This is a genomic window from Ruegeria sp. CL5, assembly GCF_056536485.1.
In genome coordinates this window covers 313479-330630 of record NZ_JBQFPS010000003.1, presented here as the reverse complement: position 1 = coordinate 330630, position 17152 = coordinate 313479, and the positions used below count along the sequence as shown (strand labels likewise).

14 protein-coding genes are annotated in these 17152 nt (G+C 55.1%); 9 read left to right on the top strand and 5 right to left on the bottom strand.

The window, feature by feature from the left end; genetic code table 11:
* Positions 1-22: 22 nt before the first annotated feature.
* From ACR0IU_RS07605 to ACR0IU_RS07590, 4 genes are all read left to right on the top strand, one after another.
* Positions 23-997, top strand: a complete 975-nt coding sequence (locus ACR0IU_RS07605; protein ID WP_170543997.1) for a TRAP transporter substrate-binding protein — start codon at positions 23-25, stop codon at positions 995-997.
* Positions 998-1067: 70 nt separating this feature from the next.
* Positions 1068-1601 (top strand): TRAP transporter small permease subunit, encoded by a 534-nt coding sequence (locus ACR0IU_RS07600; protein WP_170587148.1) that lies wholly within the window; start codon positions 1068-1070, stop codon positions 1599-1601.
* A 4-nt stretch (positions 1602-1605) separates the two neighbouring features.
* Complete coding sequence (locus tag ACR0IU_RS07595) at positions 1606-2919, top strand: TRAP transporter large permease (protein WP_010441588.1); 1314 nt, start codon at positions 1606-1608, stop codon at positions 2917-2919.
* Positions 2920-2997: 78 nt separating this feature from the next.
* The gene (locus ACR0IU_RS07590) at positions 2998-3858 is read left to right on the top strand and encodes a hypothetical protein (protein ID WP_480715822.1); all 861 of its coding nucleotides are present in this window, start codon (positions 2998-3000) and stop codon (positions 3856-3858) included.
* Positions 3859-4467: 609 nt separating this feature from the next.
* On the opposite strand, the gene ACR0IU_RS07585 is transcribed toward ACR0IU_RS07590, so the two are convergent.
* Together ACR0IU_RS07585 and ACR0IU_RS07580 are read right to left on the bottom strand one after the other, a co-directional pair.
* Positions 4468-5790, bottom strand: coding sequence for a UDP-glucose dehydrogenase family protein (locus ACR0IU_RS07585; RefSeq protein ID WP_480715821.1), 1323 nt, complete (start codon positions 5788-5790; stop codon positions 4468-4470).
* A gap of 354 nt (positions 5791-6144) precedes the next feature.
* Positions 6145-7026, bottom strand: coding sequence for a LysR substrate-binding domain-containing protein (locus ACR0IU_RS07580; protein ID WP_480715820.1), 882 nt, complete (start codon positions 7024-7026; stop codon positions 6145-6147).
* 189 nt (positions 7027-7215) lie between these two features.
* Between ACR0IU_RS07580 and ACR0IU_RS07575 the strand changes: the two genes are divergently transcribed.
* Genes ACR0IU_RS07575 through ACR0IU_RS07560 form a run of 4 tightly spaced genes read left to right on the top strand, consistent with a single transcriptional unit; the run spans position 7216 to position 13529 of the window.
* The gene (locus ACR0IU_RS07575; RefSeq protein ID WP_480715819.1) at positions 7216-9669 is read left to right on the top strand and encodes a GcvT family protein; all 2454 of its coding nucleotides are present in this window, start codon (positions 7216-7218) and stop codon (positions 9667-9669) included.
* Between the two features lie 15 nt (positions 9670-9684).
* Positions 9685-11205 carry a trimethylamine methyltransferase family protein gene (locus ACR0IU_RS07570; protein WP_480715818.1) on the top strand — a complete coding sequence of 507 codons (1521 nt, stop codon included), beginning with the start codon at positions 9685-9687 and terminating at the stop codon, positions 11203-11205.
* A gap of 60 nt (positions 11206-11265) precedes the next feature.
* Positions 11266-12279, top strand: a complete 1014-nt coding sequence (locus tag ACR0IU_RS07565; RefSeq protein ID WP_480715817.1) for an Ldh family oxidoreductase — start codon at positions 11266-11268, stop codon at positions 12277-12279.
* Positions 12280-12290: 11 nt separating this feature from the next.
* Positions 12291-13529: an NAD(P)/FAD-dependent oxidoreductase gene (locus ACR0IU_RS07560; protein ID WP_480715816.1), complete on the top strand. Its 1239-nt coding sequence runs from the start codon at positions 12291-12293 to the stop codon at positions 13527-13529.
* Here ACR0IU_RS07560 and ACR0IU_RS07555 read toward each other — a convergent pair.
* Genes ACR0IU_RS07555 through ACR0IU_RS07545 form a run of 3 tightly spaced genes read right to left on the bottom strand, consistent with a single transcriptional unit; the run spans position 13510 to position 16088 of the window.
* Entirely contained in the window at positions 13510-14898 is a 1389-nt protein-coding gene (locus ACR0IU_RS07555; RefSeq protein WP_480715815.1) for an MATE family efflux transporter, read from the bottom strand. The two genes, ACR0IU_RS07560 and ACR0IU_RS07555, sit on opposite strands and share 20 nt — an antisense overlap.
* A 12-nt stretch (positions 14899-14910) precedes the next feature.
* Entirely contained in the window at positions 14911-15498 is a 588-nt protein-coding gene (locus ACR0IU_RS07550; RefSeq protein WP_010441577.1) for a helix-turn-helix domain-containing protein, read from the bottom strand.
* An 11-nt stretch (positions 15499-15509) separates the two neighbouring features.
* Positions 15510-16088 carry a carboxymuconolactone decarboxylase family protein gene (locus tag ACR0IU_RS07545; RefSeq protein ID WP_480715814.1) on the bottom strand — a complete coding sequence of 193 codons (579 nt, stop codon included), beginning with the start codon at positions 16086-16088 and terminating at the stop codon, positions 15510-15512.
* 316 nt (positions 16089-16404) lie between these two features.
* Here ACR0IU_RS07545 and ACR0IU_RS07540 point away from each other — a divergent pair, with 316 nt between their 5' ends.
* Positions 16405-17151: an amino acid ABC transporter ATP-binding protein gene (locus tag ACR0IU_RS07540; RefSeq protein ID WP_311201795.1), complete on the top strand. Its 747-nt coding sequence runs from the start codon at positions 16405-16407 to the stop codon at positions 17149-17151.
* Position 17152 lies beyond the last annotated feature (1 nt).

The following is a 17152-nucleotide window of genomic DNA, read 5'->3' as shown; positions in this document are numbered from 1 at the left end:
AAACTTAACAGGGAGAAACATGATGAAAAAACTGACAAGCCTTCTGGCGGCAACCGCTCTGACAGCTGCCGCAGCCGCACCTGCAATGGCCGAGAAATGGGATATGCCGATGGCCTATTCGGCATCAAACTTCCACTCGGCCACGGGCGCGGAGTTTGCCAAATGCGTCACCACCGGCACAGGTGGCGAGATTGAGATTGTCACGCACCCTTCTGGCTCGCTGTTTAAAGGTGCCGACATCAAGCGTGCGATCCAGACCGGGCAAGCCCCAATTGGTGAGCGTCTGCTGTCTGGTCACCAGAACGAAAACGCGCTGTTTGGCTTTGACTCGATCCCGTTCCTGGCAACGTCATTTGATGACAGCGCCAAGCTTTGGGACGCTGCTAAACCTTCGATTGAAAAGCTGCTGGCCGAGCAGAACCTGACCCTGCTTTATGCCGTGCCATGGCCACCGCAAGGTCTGTACTTCAAGAACGAAGTGAACTCGGTTGCGGATATGGAAGGGATCAAGTTCCGGTCCTACAACAATGCCACTTCGCGGCTGGCCGAGTTGACCGGGATGCTACCAGTCACTATCGAGGCGGCTGAGATCAGCCAGGCCTTTGCAACCGGTGTGGCGGATTCCATGGTGTCGTCCGGCTCAACTGGATATGACCGCAAGGTCTGGGAAAGCCTGAACTACTTCTATGAGGTGGATGCCTGGCTGCCGCGCAACTATGTGATGGTCAACTCAGAGGTGTGGTCTGGTGTTTCGGACGCCAATAAGAATGTGATCAAAGGCTGTGCGGAACTGGCCGAGTATGCCGGTAACTGGCGCGCCAAGGAATATACCGGCTTTACGCTTCAGGGTCTGCGCGATGGCGGTATGACCGTTGGTCCTGCGTCCGAGCAGATGACGAATGAGCTGAAAGAAATCGGCGTCACCATGACCAATGAATGGCTTGAGGCCGCCGGAGACGAAGGCAAAGCCATCGTCGACGCATTCAACTCTCAGTAATCATTCGAATGCGGGCGGCGGGTCATCCTGCCGCCTGCTCACAATCCACAATAAACACAGCGGGGATAGCATGGCGGCAATGCGAGGGCTCAGGTCCGTACTGGATTTCATCTATCAGGCAGCAGGGGTTCTGGCGGCGCTCAGCCTGATTGCCATTCTGGTGCTCATTGTGGTGCAAATGTTGGCCCGTTGGACCGGCGAAGTTTTTCCCGGCGCGCCGGATTATGCTGGATACGCGATGGCTGCTGCGTCGTTTCTGGCCTTCGCCAATGCCCTGAACCGGGGCAGCCATATTCGGGTTTCCATCCTCTTGAATGCGGTTCCCGATGGCTTTCGCAGAATTCTCGAAATCTGGTGCTTTGCCATCGGCTCTGCCGTCATGTGGTATTTCTGCTGGTACGCCTATCGCTTTGTGTACTGGAGCTGGAAGTTCAACGACATAAGCCAGGGGCAGGACAAAACCGCCCTTTGGATACCTCAATCAACCATGTTGATCGGAGCGGTCATTCTCGCCATCGCGCTCACCGATCACCTGTTCCACGTCCTGTTCAAGGGTGATCACCGCATCACCCGTGATCTGGCCGATCAGAGCCACGGAGAGTAAGAGCATGGAGAATATATCCGTCATTATCCTCTTCCTCTTTGTCCTCTTCACCTTGTTGGGCACCGGTGTCTGGGTCGGTCTGGCCCTTATGGGCGTCGCATGGGTCGGGATGGAACTATTCACAACACGCCCTGTGGGCGATGTGATGATCACGACTATCTGGTCGGCGTCGTCATCCTGGACGCTGACCGCCTTGCCGATGTTCATCTGGATGGGCGAAATCCTCTACCGCACGCGATTATCCGAAGACATGTTCAAAGGGCTCTCGCCGTGGATGGCACCTTTGCCTGGCGGGTTGGTGCATACGAATATCGTAGGCTGTACTGTGTTTGCTGCGGTCTCGGGGTCTTCTGCGGCCACGCTGACTACGGTTGGCAAAATGTCGATCCCGGAACTGCGAAAGCGCAACTACCCCGAACGCATGGTCATCGGCACACTAACCGGAGCGGCAACGCTTGGGCTAATGATCCCACCGTCGCTGACGTTGATCGTCTATGGGGTGACGATAAATGAATCGATTACCAAGCTGTTCTTTGCCGGTATTCTGCCTGGCCTTGTGCTGGCTGCGATGTTCATGGGCTACGTCGCCATCTATTCCAAAGTTGGCAAAGACTGGAACCCCAACGACGAGGGCAAGTTGACCTTTTCCGAAAAGGTCAAGAACTCTCGTTTCCTATTACCGGTGATCTTGCTGATTATGGTGGTAATCGGATCCATGTATCTGGGATATGCCACCGCGACCGAAGCGGCCGCATTTGGCGTGATCGGAGGTCTGTTGTTGGCCGCGGGGCAGGGGTCGCTGAATTGGAAGACCTTCACTGAAAGCCTGATGGGCGCGACCCGCACCAGCGCAATGATCGCCTTGATCCTTGCGGGTGCTGCATTCCTGTCTCTGTCGATGGGCTTTACCGGCCTGCCGCGTGGGCTGGCGGACCTAATCGCGGGGTGGGAGTTGACACGGTTCGAACTGCTGATGGTCCTGCTGGTTTTCTATGTCATTTTGGGTTGTTTTCTCGATGGGATTTCTTCGGTCGTGCTGACCATGGCCGTTGTCGAACCGATGATCCGTGACGCCGGGATTGATCTCATCTGGTTCGGGATTTTCATCGTGGTCGTCGTCGAGATGGCGCAGATCACACCGCCCATCGGGTTCAACCTGTTTGTGATGCAAGGGATGACCAACCACGAGATGAGCTATATCGCGCGTGCTGCTATCCCGATGTTCCTGATCATGGTGCTCATGGTTTTTGTTCTGATCTGGTTCCCTGAACTGGCCACCTGGTTGCCTGAAAACCTGCGCCAAAGTCCGGGCGGGTAGTACGCCTTGAACCCGCTTCACCTCGCGGCACGTCACGGCCCATATGTCTTGGTGTCGGGGCTTGTCGCAGGCCTTTTGTTGCCGGGACTGGCCGAACCAATGCGGCCGTTCCTTCCACCCTTGGTCATGGTGTTGCTTTTTCTAACGCTGCTGCGGATGAAACCAGGTGCCATTTTGGGTTCGCTGGTTGATCTGAAGCAGGTTGCCGTAACAATCGTTGCCTTTCAGCTGGCCATGCCGCTGTTGGTGGCGGGAGTAGGTATTGTTTGTGGCTGGACTGATACTCCGGTCTTTCTGTCTTTGCTAATCATGGCAGCGGCTCCATCTATTTCGGGCAGCCCCAATATGTGCCTGATGATGGGATATCCCGCAGAATACGCGATGCGGCTGGTCGTGGCGGGGACTGCTCTGCTGCCAATTACCGCCTTACCAATTTTTTGGCTGATGCCTGAATTGGGTGATATGCAGGCTGTGTTAATGACCACCCTTCGTTTGTTTCTTACCATCGTGGTCGCTATCCTCTCTGCCATTGTGTTGCGGAGGACGGTTCTTCGCGAGCCGTCAAACGCCACGCTTCTGAATATGGAAGGCGCGGCAACGATCACGCTTGCCGTATTTGTGGTCGGCCTGATGCCATCATTGAGTGCGGTGGCCATAGTTAACCCAGGTGTGGCGATATTTTGGATTGTGTTTGCTTGTGCTATCAATTTTGGTGCTCAAGTGGTCTCGTTCCGATTGACGCGCACTAGTCTCCCTCCTGCAAAGGCAACAGCGGTTTCCTTGATAGCTGGAAACCGAAACATTGCTATCTTCTTCGTCGCGCTTCCCCCCGAAGTGACTGTGCCCATCATGGTATTTATCGGTGCTTATCAGATCCCGATGTATCTTACGCCGCTGATCATGGGTCGGTTGTATCGGCAGGCAGATTCAGTGGCTTGACTTTCTAAGTTACGGATGCGGCCAGCAAACTCGTCAGAACGCTTATTCAACAATCAAATAAACGAATGTCTAATTCCAACTAAGAAATGTCGCCCATATAGCGACCAGATTTCAACGCATGCCTGATGTGCGCGGTACTTCGAGTGAAGAAGCAAATCGGAAATTTAAGTCGGATAATTTTGGAGCCTATTATTAGGGGTTGTTGCTGGCTTGATCGTTGGACCAATCGATGCGTTCGTGATTTTCTGACAGCCCGTTTAGATAGATCGCTGCGCTGCTGACACCGACCTGGTGGATTGGCCCTGAATAACCCAGCTTTATACAAGCTTGAATGGCCTCCAATTGAGCTAGGTGGATTTCATAATATCCTCTTTTGTGCCGATGCTCATCGCTCTGATTTCGTGGGCTGGCTCTCTGGGGAATGGCTCTGTGACCTCAGGCAGCCATTGCAACGGGCTTTCCGTTCGCGATTGTTCTGGCGCTGACTTGCGTGTCGATCTTCATCGGCCTGGTGAATGAACACCCCATCGCTAGGGTGTAACAAAAAATTGCCCGGCTAAATGCCGGGCAGTTTTCATTGTTAGGTATAAAATTACATCTCGTGGCTGGTCACATCTGTGTGTGATCGCCAACTCCGACGCCGACATAGGTCTCAAACCCTGAGCCTAACACCAACGCGGAAGAGTAGATGTTGCGCAGATCAACCATGCGGGCCGATTTCATAGTTTCTGCCAGGTCATTCAGATTCAAGGCACGGAATTCGTTCCACTCTGTCAGCAAAACAACAACATCAGCTTCTGCGGCCGCAGCATAAGGATCATCCAACCATTCGACACCCGGCAGCAGCGCCTCGCCTTCGGCACGACCTTGCGGATCAACCACGCGCACACGGGCACCGCCACCAATTAGGGCCGGAACGATCGTCAGAGACGGTGCATCGCGCATGTCGTCAGTGTTGGGTTTGAAGGTCACACCCAGCACCGCAACCGTTTTGCCGTTGAAGTTGTCGTCGCAGGCTTCCCGGATCTTTTCGATCATCCGCTTCTTGACCTCGTCATTGACGCGGATGACGGTTTCGGTGATCTGCATTGGATGCGCGTGATCCTGCCCGATCCGTGCAAGTGCAGCGGTATCTTTCGGGAAACAAGAGCCACCATAGCCGGGCCCGGCGTGCAGGAATTTGTTGCCAATCCGTCCATCAAGACCGATGCCACGTGCGACCTCCTTAACATCGCCACCGGCACGTTCACACAGCCCCGCAATTTCGTTGATGAAGGTGATTTTTGTCGCCAGAAATGCGTTTGCGGCGTATTTGATCATCTCGGCACTTTCCAGATCGGTGGTCAGGATCGGGAAATCCCGCAGATAGAGTGGGCGATATATTTCCGCCATAACCTCTGCCGCGCGTTCGCTTTCGACGCCTACAACAACACGGTCAGGGCGCATAAAATCATCGATTGCTGCACCTTCGCGCAAGAATTCTGGGTTCGAAGCTACATCGAAACTCGCCTTGGGATTGGCAGCTGATACGACTGCATGAACCTTGCGATTGGTACCTACCGGGACAGTCGATTTGGTGACTACAACCGTATATTCAGTGATAGCTTGCGCGATCTCTTCGGCGGCAGCCATCACATAAGTCAGGTCAGCATGTCCATCGCCGCGTCGAGTTGGCGTGCCAACTGCGATGAACACAGCGTCTGCTCCATCGACCCCTGATGTTAAGTCGGTGGTGAATGTCAGACGACCCGCAGCCACATTCTTGGCCATAAGTACATCGAGGCCTGGTTCATAAATCGGCACCTCACCGGCCTGAAGCATTTCGATCTTGCGCTCAGATTTATCGACGCAAACAACGTCGTGCCCGAAATCTGAAAAGCAAACTCCGGACACCAGGCCGACATATCCGGTACCAATCATAGCAATACGCATTAATCAAATTCCTTCTTTTTCCCGCCAGCGGTGCGCTTCCGGTTGGAACCACACACTTAACCATTGCTCAGCGTATGGGCGCAGTACCGATATTGGTGTCCGGAACATTTCACCGGGATGCAACTCTTCGCGACGGAATATGCCCTTTAGGGGGGGATGTTCAAGTGAGTTTGTTTACTCTGACGGTCGTGTCCAAACCATTGAATAAGAGCATTGGTTGTTTGTCCGGTGAAGAATGACCGATAAGTGACAATAGGGTTTTTGCTGCTGCCAATAAGGTTAGGGTGACCGACAACGATAGGTGATCGCTCAAAACAATCGGGGCATAAAGGTATCGCTCGGATCGCGGTGTTCTTAAATCGCCTCACCCAACCATTTGAATACGAGCTTTGCGCGGTCGGATGAGGTGTTGTGCAGTTTAACGTAAAAATCCAGTTGTGATGAGATGCTCTGCGGCAACAACTTAACGAGTTTGCCGGATGCGATTAGCTCCGAAGTCAAGCCCTCCCATCCTAAAACTGCCCCCATATCGTCCTGAGCGGCTTGAAGCGCAATCGTGTAATTATTGACGCGATGGGCGGAGTTCAAAGGGCCCTCATACCCCAGTTTTTGTGTCCACGCGCGCCAGTCAGTCCATCCGGTATCCGGGGCATCGAGATGAATGAGTGGAAGCCCCGCGATTTCGTCGACCCGCTCAATCGGGTTTTGTTCTGCAAACCGGGGGCTGCACAAGGCCATGATGTTGTCATGAAACAGAGTCTTGAAAATACCTGTTTCACGGCTGGAATCTCCGTAATGGATGCTCAAATCACACTTCGAAGAGTCGACGCCCAGATCTGTTACAACCTGTGTAACGGAAACATGTCCGTGTTGTTTCCAGAATTGGGCAAGGCGTGGCGTGAGCCAGAGTGAGCTTACCGCTGTTGTCGAGCGGATCGTCACTCCTTTTTTGTCGTATTGGCGCCGCAATTGCCCAAGGGCCTCGCTGATCCCTTCTAGGCTGCGTTGCAGTGAGACAAGTAGGTATGCCCCACTTTCAGTCAGTTCAACACCGCGATGATGGCGCACAAACAACCCGCATTGCAGTTCGTTCTCGAGCGCTTTGACCTGATGGCTGATCGCGGCCGGGGTGACGTTGAGTTCTTCAGCCGCCGTCTTGAAGCTGACATGCCGGGCGGCTGCTTCGAAGCTGATCAGCGAACTAAGAGGTGGTAGATCGTAGGGACGGTTGGGCAAGATGTTTTGACCTGTGATGGATCGATTGCCTGATAAATTAAAGGAGATCGTCTGGCTATAGGCTTAATTCATCTAATGCAGAGTGAATCTTTTTGCAATTGTCGGCCCGCGGTTCCCGATGAAAATGCTCCTCAACCGGTTTGCTATGCGATCCCTTGTTGGTCGTGCACAGTTTGAAGGAGTTGCGGAATGCAGTCACATGCAAAAGTCGTGGTTGTCGGAGGAGGTTGCGTAGGGGCGTCGATCCTTTACGGGCTGACCGAACATGGCTGCACAGATGCGGTAATGCTGGAACGTACAACACTAACCTCCGGCTCGACCTGGCATGCAGCGGGTCTGTTGGTGACCTTCGTGCGGTCGCACAATGTGTCGAAGATGACGATGGAAACCATCCGCATCTATACTGAGGTTGAAGAAAAGATGGGCAGCTCGGTCGGGTTGCGGAAGGTTGGTCAGCTGCGGGTCGCCAATACTGAAAAGCGCTGGGACGAGTTCCAGTCTTATATCTCGATTGCCGAGGCGGCTGGCGTACCTTGCAAGCTGCTGACCCCTGAAGAGATTGCCGAAGTCCATCCGTTGCTAAACCAGAGCCCGGACATTCGGGGTGGTATCCTGCACACCGAAGACGGGTACGTGAACCCGGCCGATATCACCATGGCACTCGCCAAGCTGGCACGCGATGCAGGTGCCAAGGTTTACCAGAACACCGAGGCTCAGGCCTATGAAAAGCTGGACAACGGCCATTGGAAAGTGACCACCAGCCAGGGTGAGATCACATGTGAACATCTGATCTTCGCCACTGGCAACTATGCCCGCGAAAACGCACGCCGTGTGGGGTTGGATCTGCCCTGTATTCCGATCGTTCACCAGTATTGGACCACCGAGACCGTACCGCTGCTGAAAGAGCGCCGGGCGGAGGGCCTGCCAGAATTCCCGATCCTGCGGGATGAAGATTACGGCGCTTATCTGCGCGAAGATGTGGGCGGCATCCAGTTCGGGCCTTATGAATTCACCAAAGACCTCAAGCTATTTGCCGAAGACCGCGTGCCACCGGAATTTGGTGCTGATCTACTGCCCGAGGATTTCGACGCCGTGGAAACTCAGTGGGAACGCGCGATTGAAAGGGTGCCCACACTGGGCGAGGTTGGGATCAAAGCCAACACCCGCGGTCCATTTCAGATGACACCGGACGAGCTGCCTTTGGCCGGTCCGGCGCCGGGACATGAGAACCTCTGGCTGGCCGAAGGCATGCCCGGTGGCATTCTGTGGGGCGGGACGGTTGGCAACCGTCTGGCCAAGTGGATCGTCGATGGCGATCCGGGCATGGATATGTCGGAACTCGATCCGCGCAGGTTCTCGGATTATGCCTCCAAGCGCTGGACCATGGATAAGGTGCGCGAGACATGGGGCACCCATATGGATGCGCATGTGCCGGGCGAGGACTTCCCCGATGCGCGTCCTATGAAGACCGTCGGGTCATATGATCTGCTGACCGCACAAGGAGCAGTCTGGACCAGCTTCAATGGCTACGAATTCCCGCGCTGGTTCGCCAAATCACCCGAAGAAGCGATCCCCGAACACAGCTTCCGTCGCACCAATCATATGGAGCGGGTTCAGGAAGAGGTGCGAACTACACGTGAAGAAGCTGGTTTCATCGAAATGTCTCCGATGACCAAATTCACCGTTCGCGGACCGGGGGCTGCACAGTGGTTAGACAGCATCATGGCCAACAAACTGCCAAAAGTGGGCCGCATGACCCTGTCGCTTATGCTGAACGACAAGGGCGGCATGGATGCGGAATACACCATCGTGCGCTATGCCAACGACGATTTCTACCTGATCTCAACACCGAACTGGCGGGCCTATAACTGGGACCAACTACAGCGCGCGCTGCCGCGCGACGGGTCTGTCGTGATCGAGGATATCTCAGAGCAGCTGGGTGTGATCGCACTAGCCGGGCCCAAGGCACGCGAAATCTTACAGCCGCTGACGGACAATGAACTGTCAAATGAAGCCTTCCCGTGGCTCTCGGCGCAGATGGGTGAGGTGGGCTATGCCAAAGGTGTGCACCTGCTGCGTGTCTCGTATACCGGAGAGCTTGGATGGGAACTGCATCACCCGGTTGGGTATAATCGCCACCTCGTTGATCTGCTGCTGAAGACCGGCGTGAAACCCTTCGGTCTTGAGGCGCTGGAATCGATGCGACTTGAGAAATCCTATCGCGCCATCAATCGCGAGATTTGCAAGGACCTGACACCCTATGAGGCCGATCTGGGCCGTTTCGTGGCGATGACAGAAAAGATCGGCGGGCAGGTGGCCGAACGTGACTTCATCGGCAAAGCCGCGCTGCAGAAGCAGCAGGCCGATGGCGGATACAACACGCTGGTCACACTGAAGCTGCCGTTCTGCGATACCTCGGTGATGTTCGACGAAGGCGTCTATGCCGATGGCAAGTTGATCGGGCGGGTCACCTCGGGCGGGTTCTCGTATTACTGCAATCACGACATTGCGATGGCACTGGTGCCACAGGACATGACGGCACCCGGCACCAAAATGCAGGTGCTTATCCACAATGAAATGCGCGAGGCTGAAGTGATCGATACCTGCGCCGTTGATCCCACCAGCGCCCGTGCGCGCGCCTGATCCGGAGGATTTGAAATGGCAGAAGTCAAAGCACGCTCGGGCCGTGGCGGTGGACGTGCCGCGCGGGTCAAGGCTCGCACCAACCCGCCCCCTATCTATCTGTCGACGCTGAACCGCAAGGTTGGTCCGATTGATCTGCTTGGCCCCGAGGGTGTTGAGAGAATCCACAACGCGGCCATGACGATACTTGAAACCACAGGGATCGAGTTCCGTGATCCGGTCGCTTTGGCCGATTGGAAGAAGTACGGCGCGGATGTGCAGGGTGAACGGGTGCGTATCGGGCGCGAGATGCTGATGGACCTGATCTCGGCTGTTCCCTCAGAGTGGGGCTATGCCGCGCGCAACCCGGAACGCTCGCTTCGGGTGGGCAATCAGCATTCTGTCTTTGCCAATGCGTATGGCGCGCCGTTTGTCTATGGTCTGGATGGTGTGCGCCGCCCTTCGATGTTGGAGGATGCGCATAACTTCTTCAAACTCAGTCAGATGAGTCAGTCGATGATGGTGCCGGGTATTTTGCCGGTTGAGCCGCAGGATGTCCCCGTACCGCAACGCCACTTGGAGCTGGTTCATGCCGCGCTGACGCTGACCGACAAACCGATCAAAGGTTCGGTGCTGTCGGAACAGGCGGCACGGGATTCGGTTGAGATGACTCGCATCGTGTTTGGTGAGGAATTTGTCGACAACAATGTGGTAATGGCGGCCCTACTGAACTGCAACACACCGCTCGTCTGGGATGAGACCATGTTGCAGAGCTTGCGCGTCTATGCCGCTGCCAACCAGCCCTGCCTGCTGTCGCCCTTTGTTCTTGCCGGGGCAAGCACACCTGCCAGCCCGCAGGGCGGTGTCGCGCTGCTGATCGCCGAATCGCTGGCGGGAATGGCTTACAGCCAAATCATCCGGCGCGGAGCACCTATGGTATTGGGCGTCGCGATCATGGGCGTTTCGATGAAGACAGGCGCACCGATGATGGGGTCCCCGGAGCCCGGCTTGATGAACCTTTTGGTGGGTCAGATGGCGCGGTTCTACGGTGTGCCGTGGCGAACCTGCACCATGTGGACCGGATCGAAATCCCCGGATATGCAGGCGGCGTTCGACACCGCAAATACCATGTGGCCGGTGCTGCTGGGCGGTGCGAACTACATCGTCCACTCCGCGGGCTTTCTTGAGGGCGCGCTTGGGGTCAGCTATTCGAAATGGGTGCAGGACGCATTGCAGTTAGAGAACTTCCACCGTTTCTTCAGTGGCCTGCAAGAGGAAAATCTGGACGCTTTGCTGGGCGACATCGAAAACATCGGACCCGGCGGACATTTCCTAGGCACCGACCACACGCGTGAGAACCCCATGCACATGAACCACTTGCAAAACAATGACAGTTTTGAACAGTGGGAAGCTGAGGGCTCGAAAACCGCCGAAGTCGTCGGCACGGAAGAGGCGCAGCGTATGCTAAACACCTATGTGCGGCCGCCAATGCCGGATGATCAGCGCGGTGCGTTGGATGAGTTCGTCGCCAAAAAGCGGTTGGAATACAGCGCTTGATTAATCTGGAAAGCGGGCGCTAACGTGCCCGGTTCATAACCCAAGGACAGGATCACGCACATGACCGATGACTCGACGACAACGCTCTCACTCGACGAGGTAAGGGAGTTGGCCAGGTCTGTGTTTGTGGCTGCGGGAGTGGATGAACACGGTACCGCAGTATTGGCCGATCTTGTTCGAATGAGCGAACGAGACGGACCACGAAGCCATGGCTTACGAATGTTGCCTGTTTATGCGCAGAGCTTTGCTTCGGGCTACGCCAACCCCGCCGCCAACCCGAGCGTTGAACGTATCGCTCCGGGTGTTTTGCGAGGGGATGGCGACAATGGTTATTACCAGATCGTGGCCGCCAAAGCGCGGACCGAGCTTATTGAGATGGCGCGCGAGAACGGGATTGCGGCACTCAGTTGTGCCAATTGCCACCATCTGGGGGCGTTACGGTTCGATACCGGTCCGTTAGCTGAGGCTGGACTGGTCGCGCTAGGTGTCGTGAACTCGCTTTCCATGGTGGTGCCACAAGGGGGCGTTCGCCCGGTTTTTGGCACCAATCCGATGTCTTTTGCCTGCCCTCGACCTGGGGGTGAGCCGGTCGTCTGGGATCAGGCATCGTCCATGGTGGCACTTATGGATATTCGCATGGCAGCTGCGGAAGGGCATGATTTACCACGTCCTGCAGGGCTTGATCCAGAGGGACAGCCGACACGTGACCCCAACGCCATACTGGAAACCCGCAGTTTGTTGCCATTTGGTGAACACAAGGGAGCAGCGATTGCATTCCTGATCGAGGTCCTCGGTGCAGCACTGGCTGGCGGAACCTTGTCCGTCGATAACGCCAAGCGCGAAGCGCACGGGGCGTTAAATATCAAAGGCGGCAACACGCTGATCGCAATTGATCCGGCGAGGTTTGGCAACGAAGCGTTCGGAGATTATGTCCAGCGCATTTGCGCCGAGATTGAAGGTAATGGCGATGCACGCGTCCCCGGAGATGGAAGGTTGAAGAATCGCGCTGCTGCCGAAGCGGATGGAGTTCGTGTCACTGCCGAATTGATGGCGCAACTGCGCGAACTTCAGTAGAGGCCGCACGAATGTCTCGGGTCGTTGTAATCGGTGGCGGTGTTGTCGGAATTTCCTGTGCTTTAACACTGCGGTCGCAGGGGCACTCTGTTACGGTCGTTGAACCCGGACCGGTGGGTGAGGGGGCAAGCTGGGCCTCCTGCGGCTGTATCGCGGTTGGCGAGATCGTGCCTTTGTCGCAGCCGGGGATGCTGATGAAAGTGCCGGGTTGGTTACTGGATTCCGAGGCCCCGCTTTCTTTGCGGCCAGCCTCGGCATTAAGGCTGATGCCTTGGTTTGCGCGGTTCACAGCCAATGCGCGGCGTTCGAAGATGCGGGCGATTACCGCCGATCTGGCACGTCTCACCTTTGCTGCCACTGATGATTTCAAAGCGCAGCTCGCGGATGTTGGTCACCCAGAGCTTTTGGTTGAGCGACCAGTGATCAAGCTGTTTGATGATGACAATGACCTTGCGACCATGCGCGCTGCCTTTGATCTCGCGCGTGAGTTCGGGTGCACCATCGACCAGGTATCAGGCCATGAAGCGCATGAGATGGACCCCGCTATTGCGCCCGATTTCAAATATGCAGCGTTGTTACGGGATTGGAGTTTTGTGACGGATCCAAAACTGTTGGTCGAAATTCTGATGCAGAGCTTCACCCAACGGGGCGGGGAGATTGTCTCGAATGCAGTGATCGACTTTACGCGTGATGATCAACATATCCAAAGCGTGCATACCGGCGACGGTCGCACGCTGAGCGCGGATGAATTTGTAGTTGCTGCAGGCACGGATTCGCGCGTCTTGGCTAAGAAGTTGAATATTCCACTGCGCATGGAGGGTGTCATGGGATACTCAACTGCTTTGCACGACAGTGGAATCGATCTGCGCCACACGGTGTTTTACGCAAAGGGCGGGTTTGGCATCACGCCTTATGAGGATGCGCTGGCCGTGGCGGGCACCGCAGAGTTTGCGGACTTGAATGCGCAGCCCGATTGGAACCGGGCCGATGTACTGGTCAAACGTGCGCACCGTGTATTGCCGGGGTTGAAGATTGAGAAATCTGAGCGCCGCATGGGTCGTCGCCCTTTTACGCCTGATACACGCCCGATCATTGGCCGCAGCAGGCGTCTGACCAATGTCACTTTTGCTACGGGCCACGGGCAACTGGGTCTGACGTTGGGAGCGACGACGGCGCGACTTGTTGCAGATGTAATCGCTGGCAGGGCACCGAGCATCAATATACAGGCCTTCAGCCCGGATCGGTTCTAAAACTAAGCCAGAGCCCGCCCAATTCCTTATGGGCGACGTAAGATGCCACCAAAAGCCCGATCATCCATCCAGTGATCACGGCACAGGCGGTTCCAAACCAGACACCGATTTCGTTGAAGCCGAGAATGCCTATAAAAATCCAGACAAAAAAAGCGACGCCAAATCCCTGACGATAGAGGCTGATCCATACTGTCCAGATTGGGCGTTTTAGCGCCTGCAGCAGCGAGTTGATTGAAAACAGCATCATATAGAATGGAAGGATCAGACTATCGACACGTAGATAGCTGAGCCCCACGCGAATAACTTCGGGATCTTCAGTAAAGAAACCCAGCAGAGACCGGCCAAATATCCACAGGATAGGGGCCGCAATAGCGGTCATGACCAGCCCGACTTTCCAGCAATAAAACAGGGCTTCACGCACCCTTTCATAGTCCCGTGCCCCGAAATTCTGAGACGCGATGGGAAGCAGCGCACCAGTGACCCCGAGCACAGGCAATAGTAGAATCTGCTCCAACCTAATAGCGACACCGAAGCCCGCAATCGCGTGCTCGCCGAAGATTTTCAACGCGAACTGCACGACGAAACCTGATAGAAGCATCACGATGAACGATGTGGCCGTTGGAAGGACTTGAACTGAGATTTCCTTGAACTTTTGCAGGCGCGGAATGAAATTTCTTGCCCGCATGCGCCTCATTCTTCGGCGTCTGAGCACCTGGCGGATCATGAACGCCATCACACCGGTTTGGCTGATTACCGTAGAAATGGCGAGGCCATCGAACCCGATGCCGGTGATCACGCCCGGGATACCAAAAATCAACAACGGATTGAGACCAATATTGGCAAAAAACGCAACGATAAGAGCGCGTTGCATCGAAACCGCGTCCCCATGTGCTTGAAGAATTCCGTTGCATCCAAAGGCCAAAAGGAACCCGGGCAGGGCCAGTAATAGCCAGTAGAAATAGCGTAATCCCGCTTCGCGATATGGTCCCGGTTCCGAAACCAATTGAATAAGTGCCGGGCCGTACCAGAGCCCTGCCAATGCCAAAACTCCGGCTGCGATGAAACCGTAGATCATCCCTTGAGCTGCAAACCGCCGTGCCGCGCGATTATCACCGGCACCCAAGGCATTACCGACGAGCGCGCTCATTGCTGCGCCCAATCCAACTCCGACTGAGATTGCAATGAAGAATGCCTGAAAACCCAATGCCAGGCCTGCTTGCGCACTGGTCGAGAGGAGCCCCGCAAAGAACATATCTACGACGTTGTAGAGCGTGTTGAACAGCATCCCAATTGCCGCTGGGATGGCTAAGGTTCGAAAATGGGCTGAGATCGGCCCGCGTGTCAGATCAATCTCGGTTGGGGCAGCCATCTCAGTAAGCCCCTAAGGGCGCTCGGCTTGAACGGTGAGGAAGACGAACTCGGGTGTCAGAACCTCTTCAAAGCCGTGGTTCAATTCCGCATCAACACTAATACTATCCCCGGCTGAAAGCGTGAACCTTGCTTCGCCATAGCGATAGACTGCCTGCCCTTCGAGGACCTGAACAAACACAACGCCGTGCCCGACATAGGTCGGCGGTTGTCCCTCATCCCGCAACAGCGTTACGCGACGAGCCTGGAAACGCAGGTCTTTCCGAGAGTGCAATGCGAGGTTGACATATTCATGCGAATGTCCGCCGGCCAAGCGAGTGGACTTCAACCCTTCGCCATGGCGCACGAGGGTATAGTCGGTGTGATCAGTTCTTGCTTCGCGAAACAGTGAAACGATGGGGACTTCTAGTGCTTCCGCCAATGCCGCAAGAGTGTCAATCGAAGGTGAAACCAGCCCATTTTCGATACGGCTGACCATCGCAGCCGAAATACCCGATTGTTCGGCAAGCCGGCGGGCGGATTGCTTCCGGCTTTGACGCAGCTCCCTCAGAGAGGCGCCAATGGCACGGTCAATCTGTCTTCCCGGCGTGTCAACTTGCATGAAACGTCCCGTCAATCTTCGCCGTAGTAGCCTACGACGTCTCCTTTTGTTGTGACACCCAGACCATTCAGCAACCGATTGGCATAATTAAAATATCCCACGATTTGATTGATTTCGAGGATCTCACCGTCTTCCCAGCCAGCATCTTTCAAGGCGTCTACATCCGATTCTTCCATGGTGCCCGGCGACAGCGTCAGCTTCTCAGCATAGCTCAACGCTTCCAGATGTGCGCCCTCGAACGCATCCTGAGGGCGATGCGCGGTAAGCGCAGCCTCAATTGAGTCGGCGCGTGCGTCGTCACCGATCAGATGACGGGCGTTTGCCCAGTGGTTGGCATAGGAGTAAGGGCACGTGTTCAGCGTGGAAACGTAGGAGCTTATGACTTCCTGAAACCACATAGGCACTGAATTGGCGTCATCATGAAGGCAGGCGCGATACAAAATGACGTGCCCTTTCATGGTGTTGGGACGTAGCGAATGGACACGCATCACGTTGTCCACTGTCCCATGCGGTGTACGCGCTAAATCAAGGGTATTCTTCAAATGTTCGTCGGCATCTTCGTCAGATATCATCCGAATCCAGGCAGACATTCATTCGTCCTTCTATAGTTTATTTTCGTATTTCGAGGCGGCGACAGAGCGCCCGTTGAGTTTTTTATTGACGAATATTGCACATTAAGCAACCATATTGATTAGCGCGCAACAGATTTGAGGATTCTGAAGCTTTGCCAGATTGCTCCGCTTTGCCAAATTCAAAGCTGCAGATGTCTTGTGCCAACAGGCATGACGACGGATCGCGGTTGATCAAATGCGCGCAAAGTCGAAATGCGCCTGGTTTGTTGACGGGCTATACTCGCAACCTCAAAGGTCAGCTATTGCGTCTGACCCGGATATCGACAGGTTCGGCATGACTCAGCCCTCCCCCATGATAGAAGTGACCAATCTTGATAAGTATTATGGCACTTTCCATGCACTCAAGAATATCGATCTGACTGTTCATCAGGGTGAAAAGGTTGTGATCTGCGGCCCGTCTGGGTCGGGAAAATCCACGCTGATCCGTTGTTTCAACGGGTTGGAATGGCATAACTCTGGACGTCTCGTGATTGATGGCATCGAAGTTTACAAAGACGCAAAAGAAATACGTGAGTTGCGGCAAGAAGTCGGAATGGTGTTTCAGCAGTTTAACCTGTTTCCGCATTTGACCGTGCTTGAAAACCTGATGATCGGGCCGATGAAGGTGCGAAAGATTTCTAAAGCTCAGGCCGAGGAAACCGCACGCAATTATCTTGATCGTGTTCACATTCCCGAGCAGGCCGACAAGTATCCGGCGCAATTGTCGGGTGGGCAACAACAGCGCGTTGCCATCGCGCGGTCCTTGTGCATGGAAACCCGGATCATGCTGTTTGATGAGCCGACCTCTGCGCTTGATCCAGAGATGATTAATGAAGTGCTGGATGTGATGGTGGAACTTGCCGATACAGGTATGACCATGGTTGTTGTCACCCATGAGATGGGGTTTGCCCGTAAGGTCGCTGACACTATGGTCTTCATGGAGGCCGGGCAGATCGTGGAAATCTCACCCCCAGAACAGTTCTTTACCAACCCGTCCAGCGAACGCTGTCGCCTGTTCCTGAACCAGATATTGGAGCACTGAC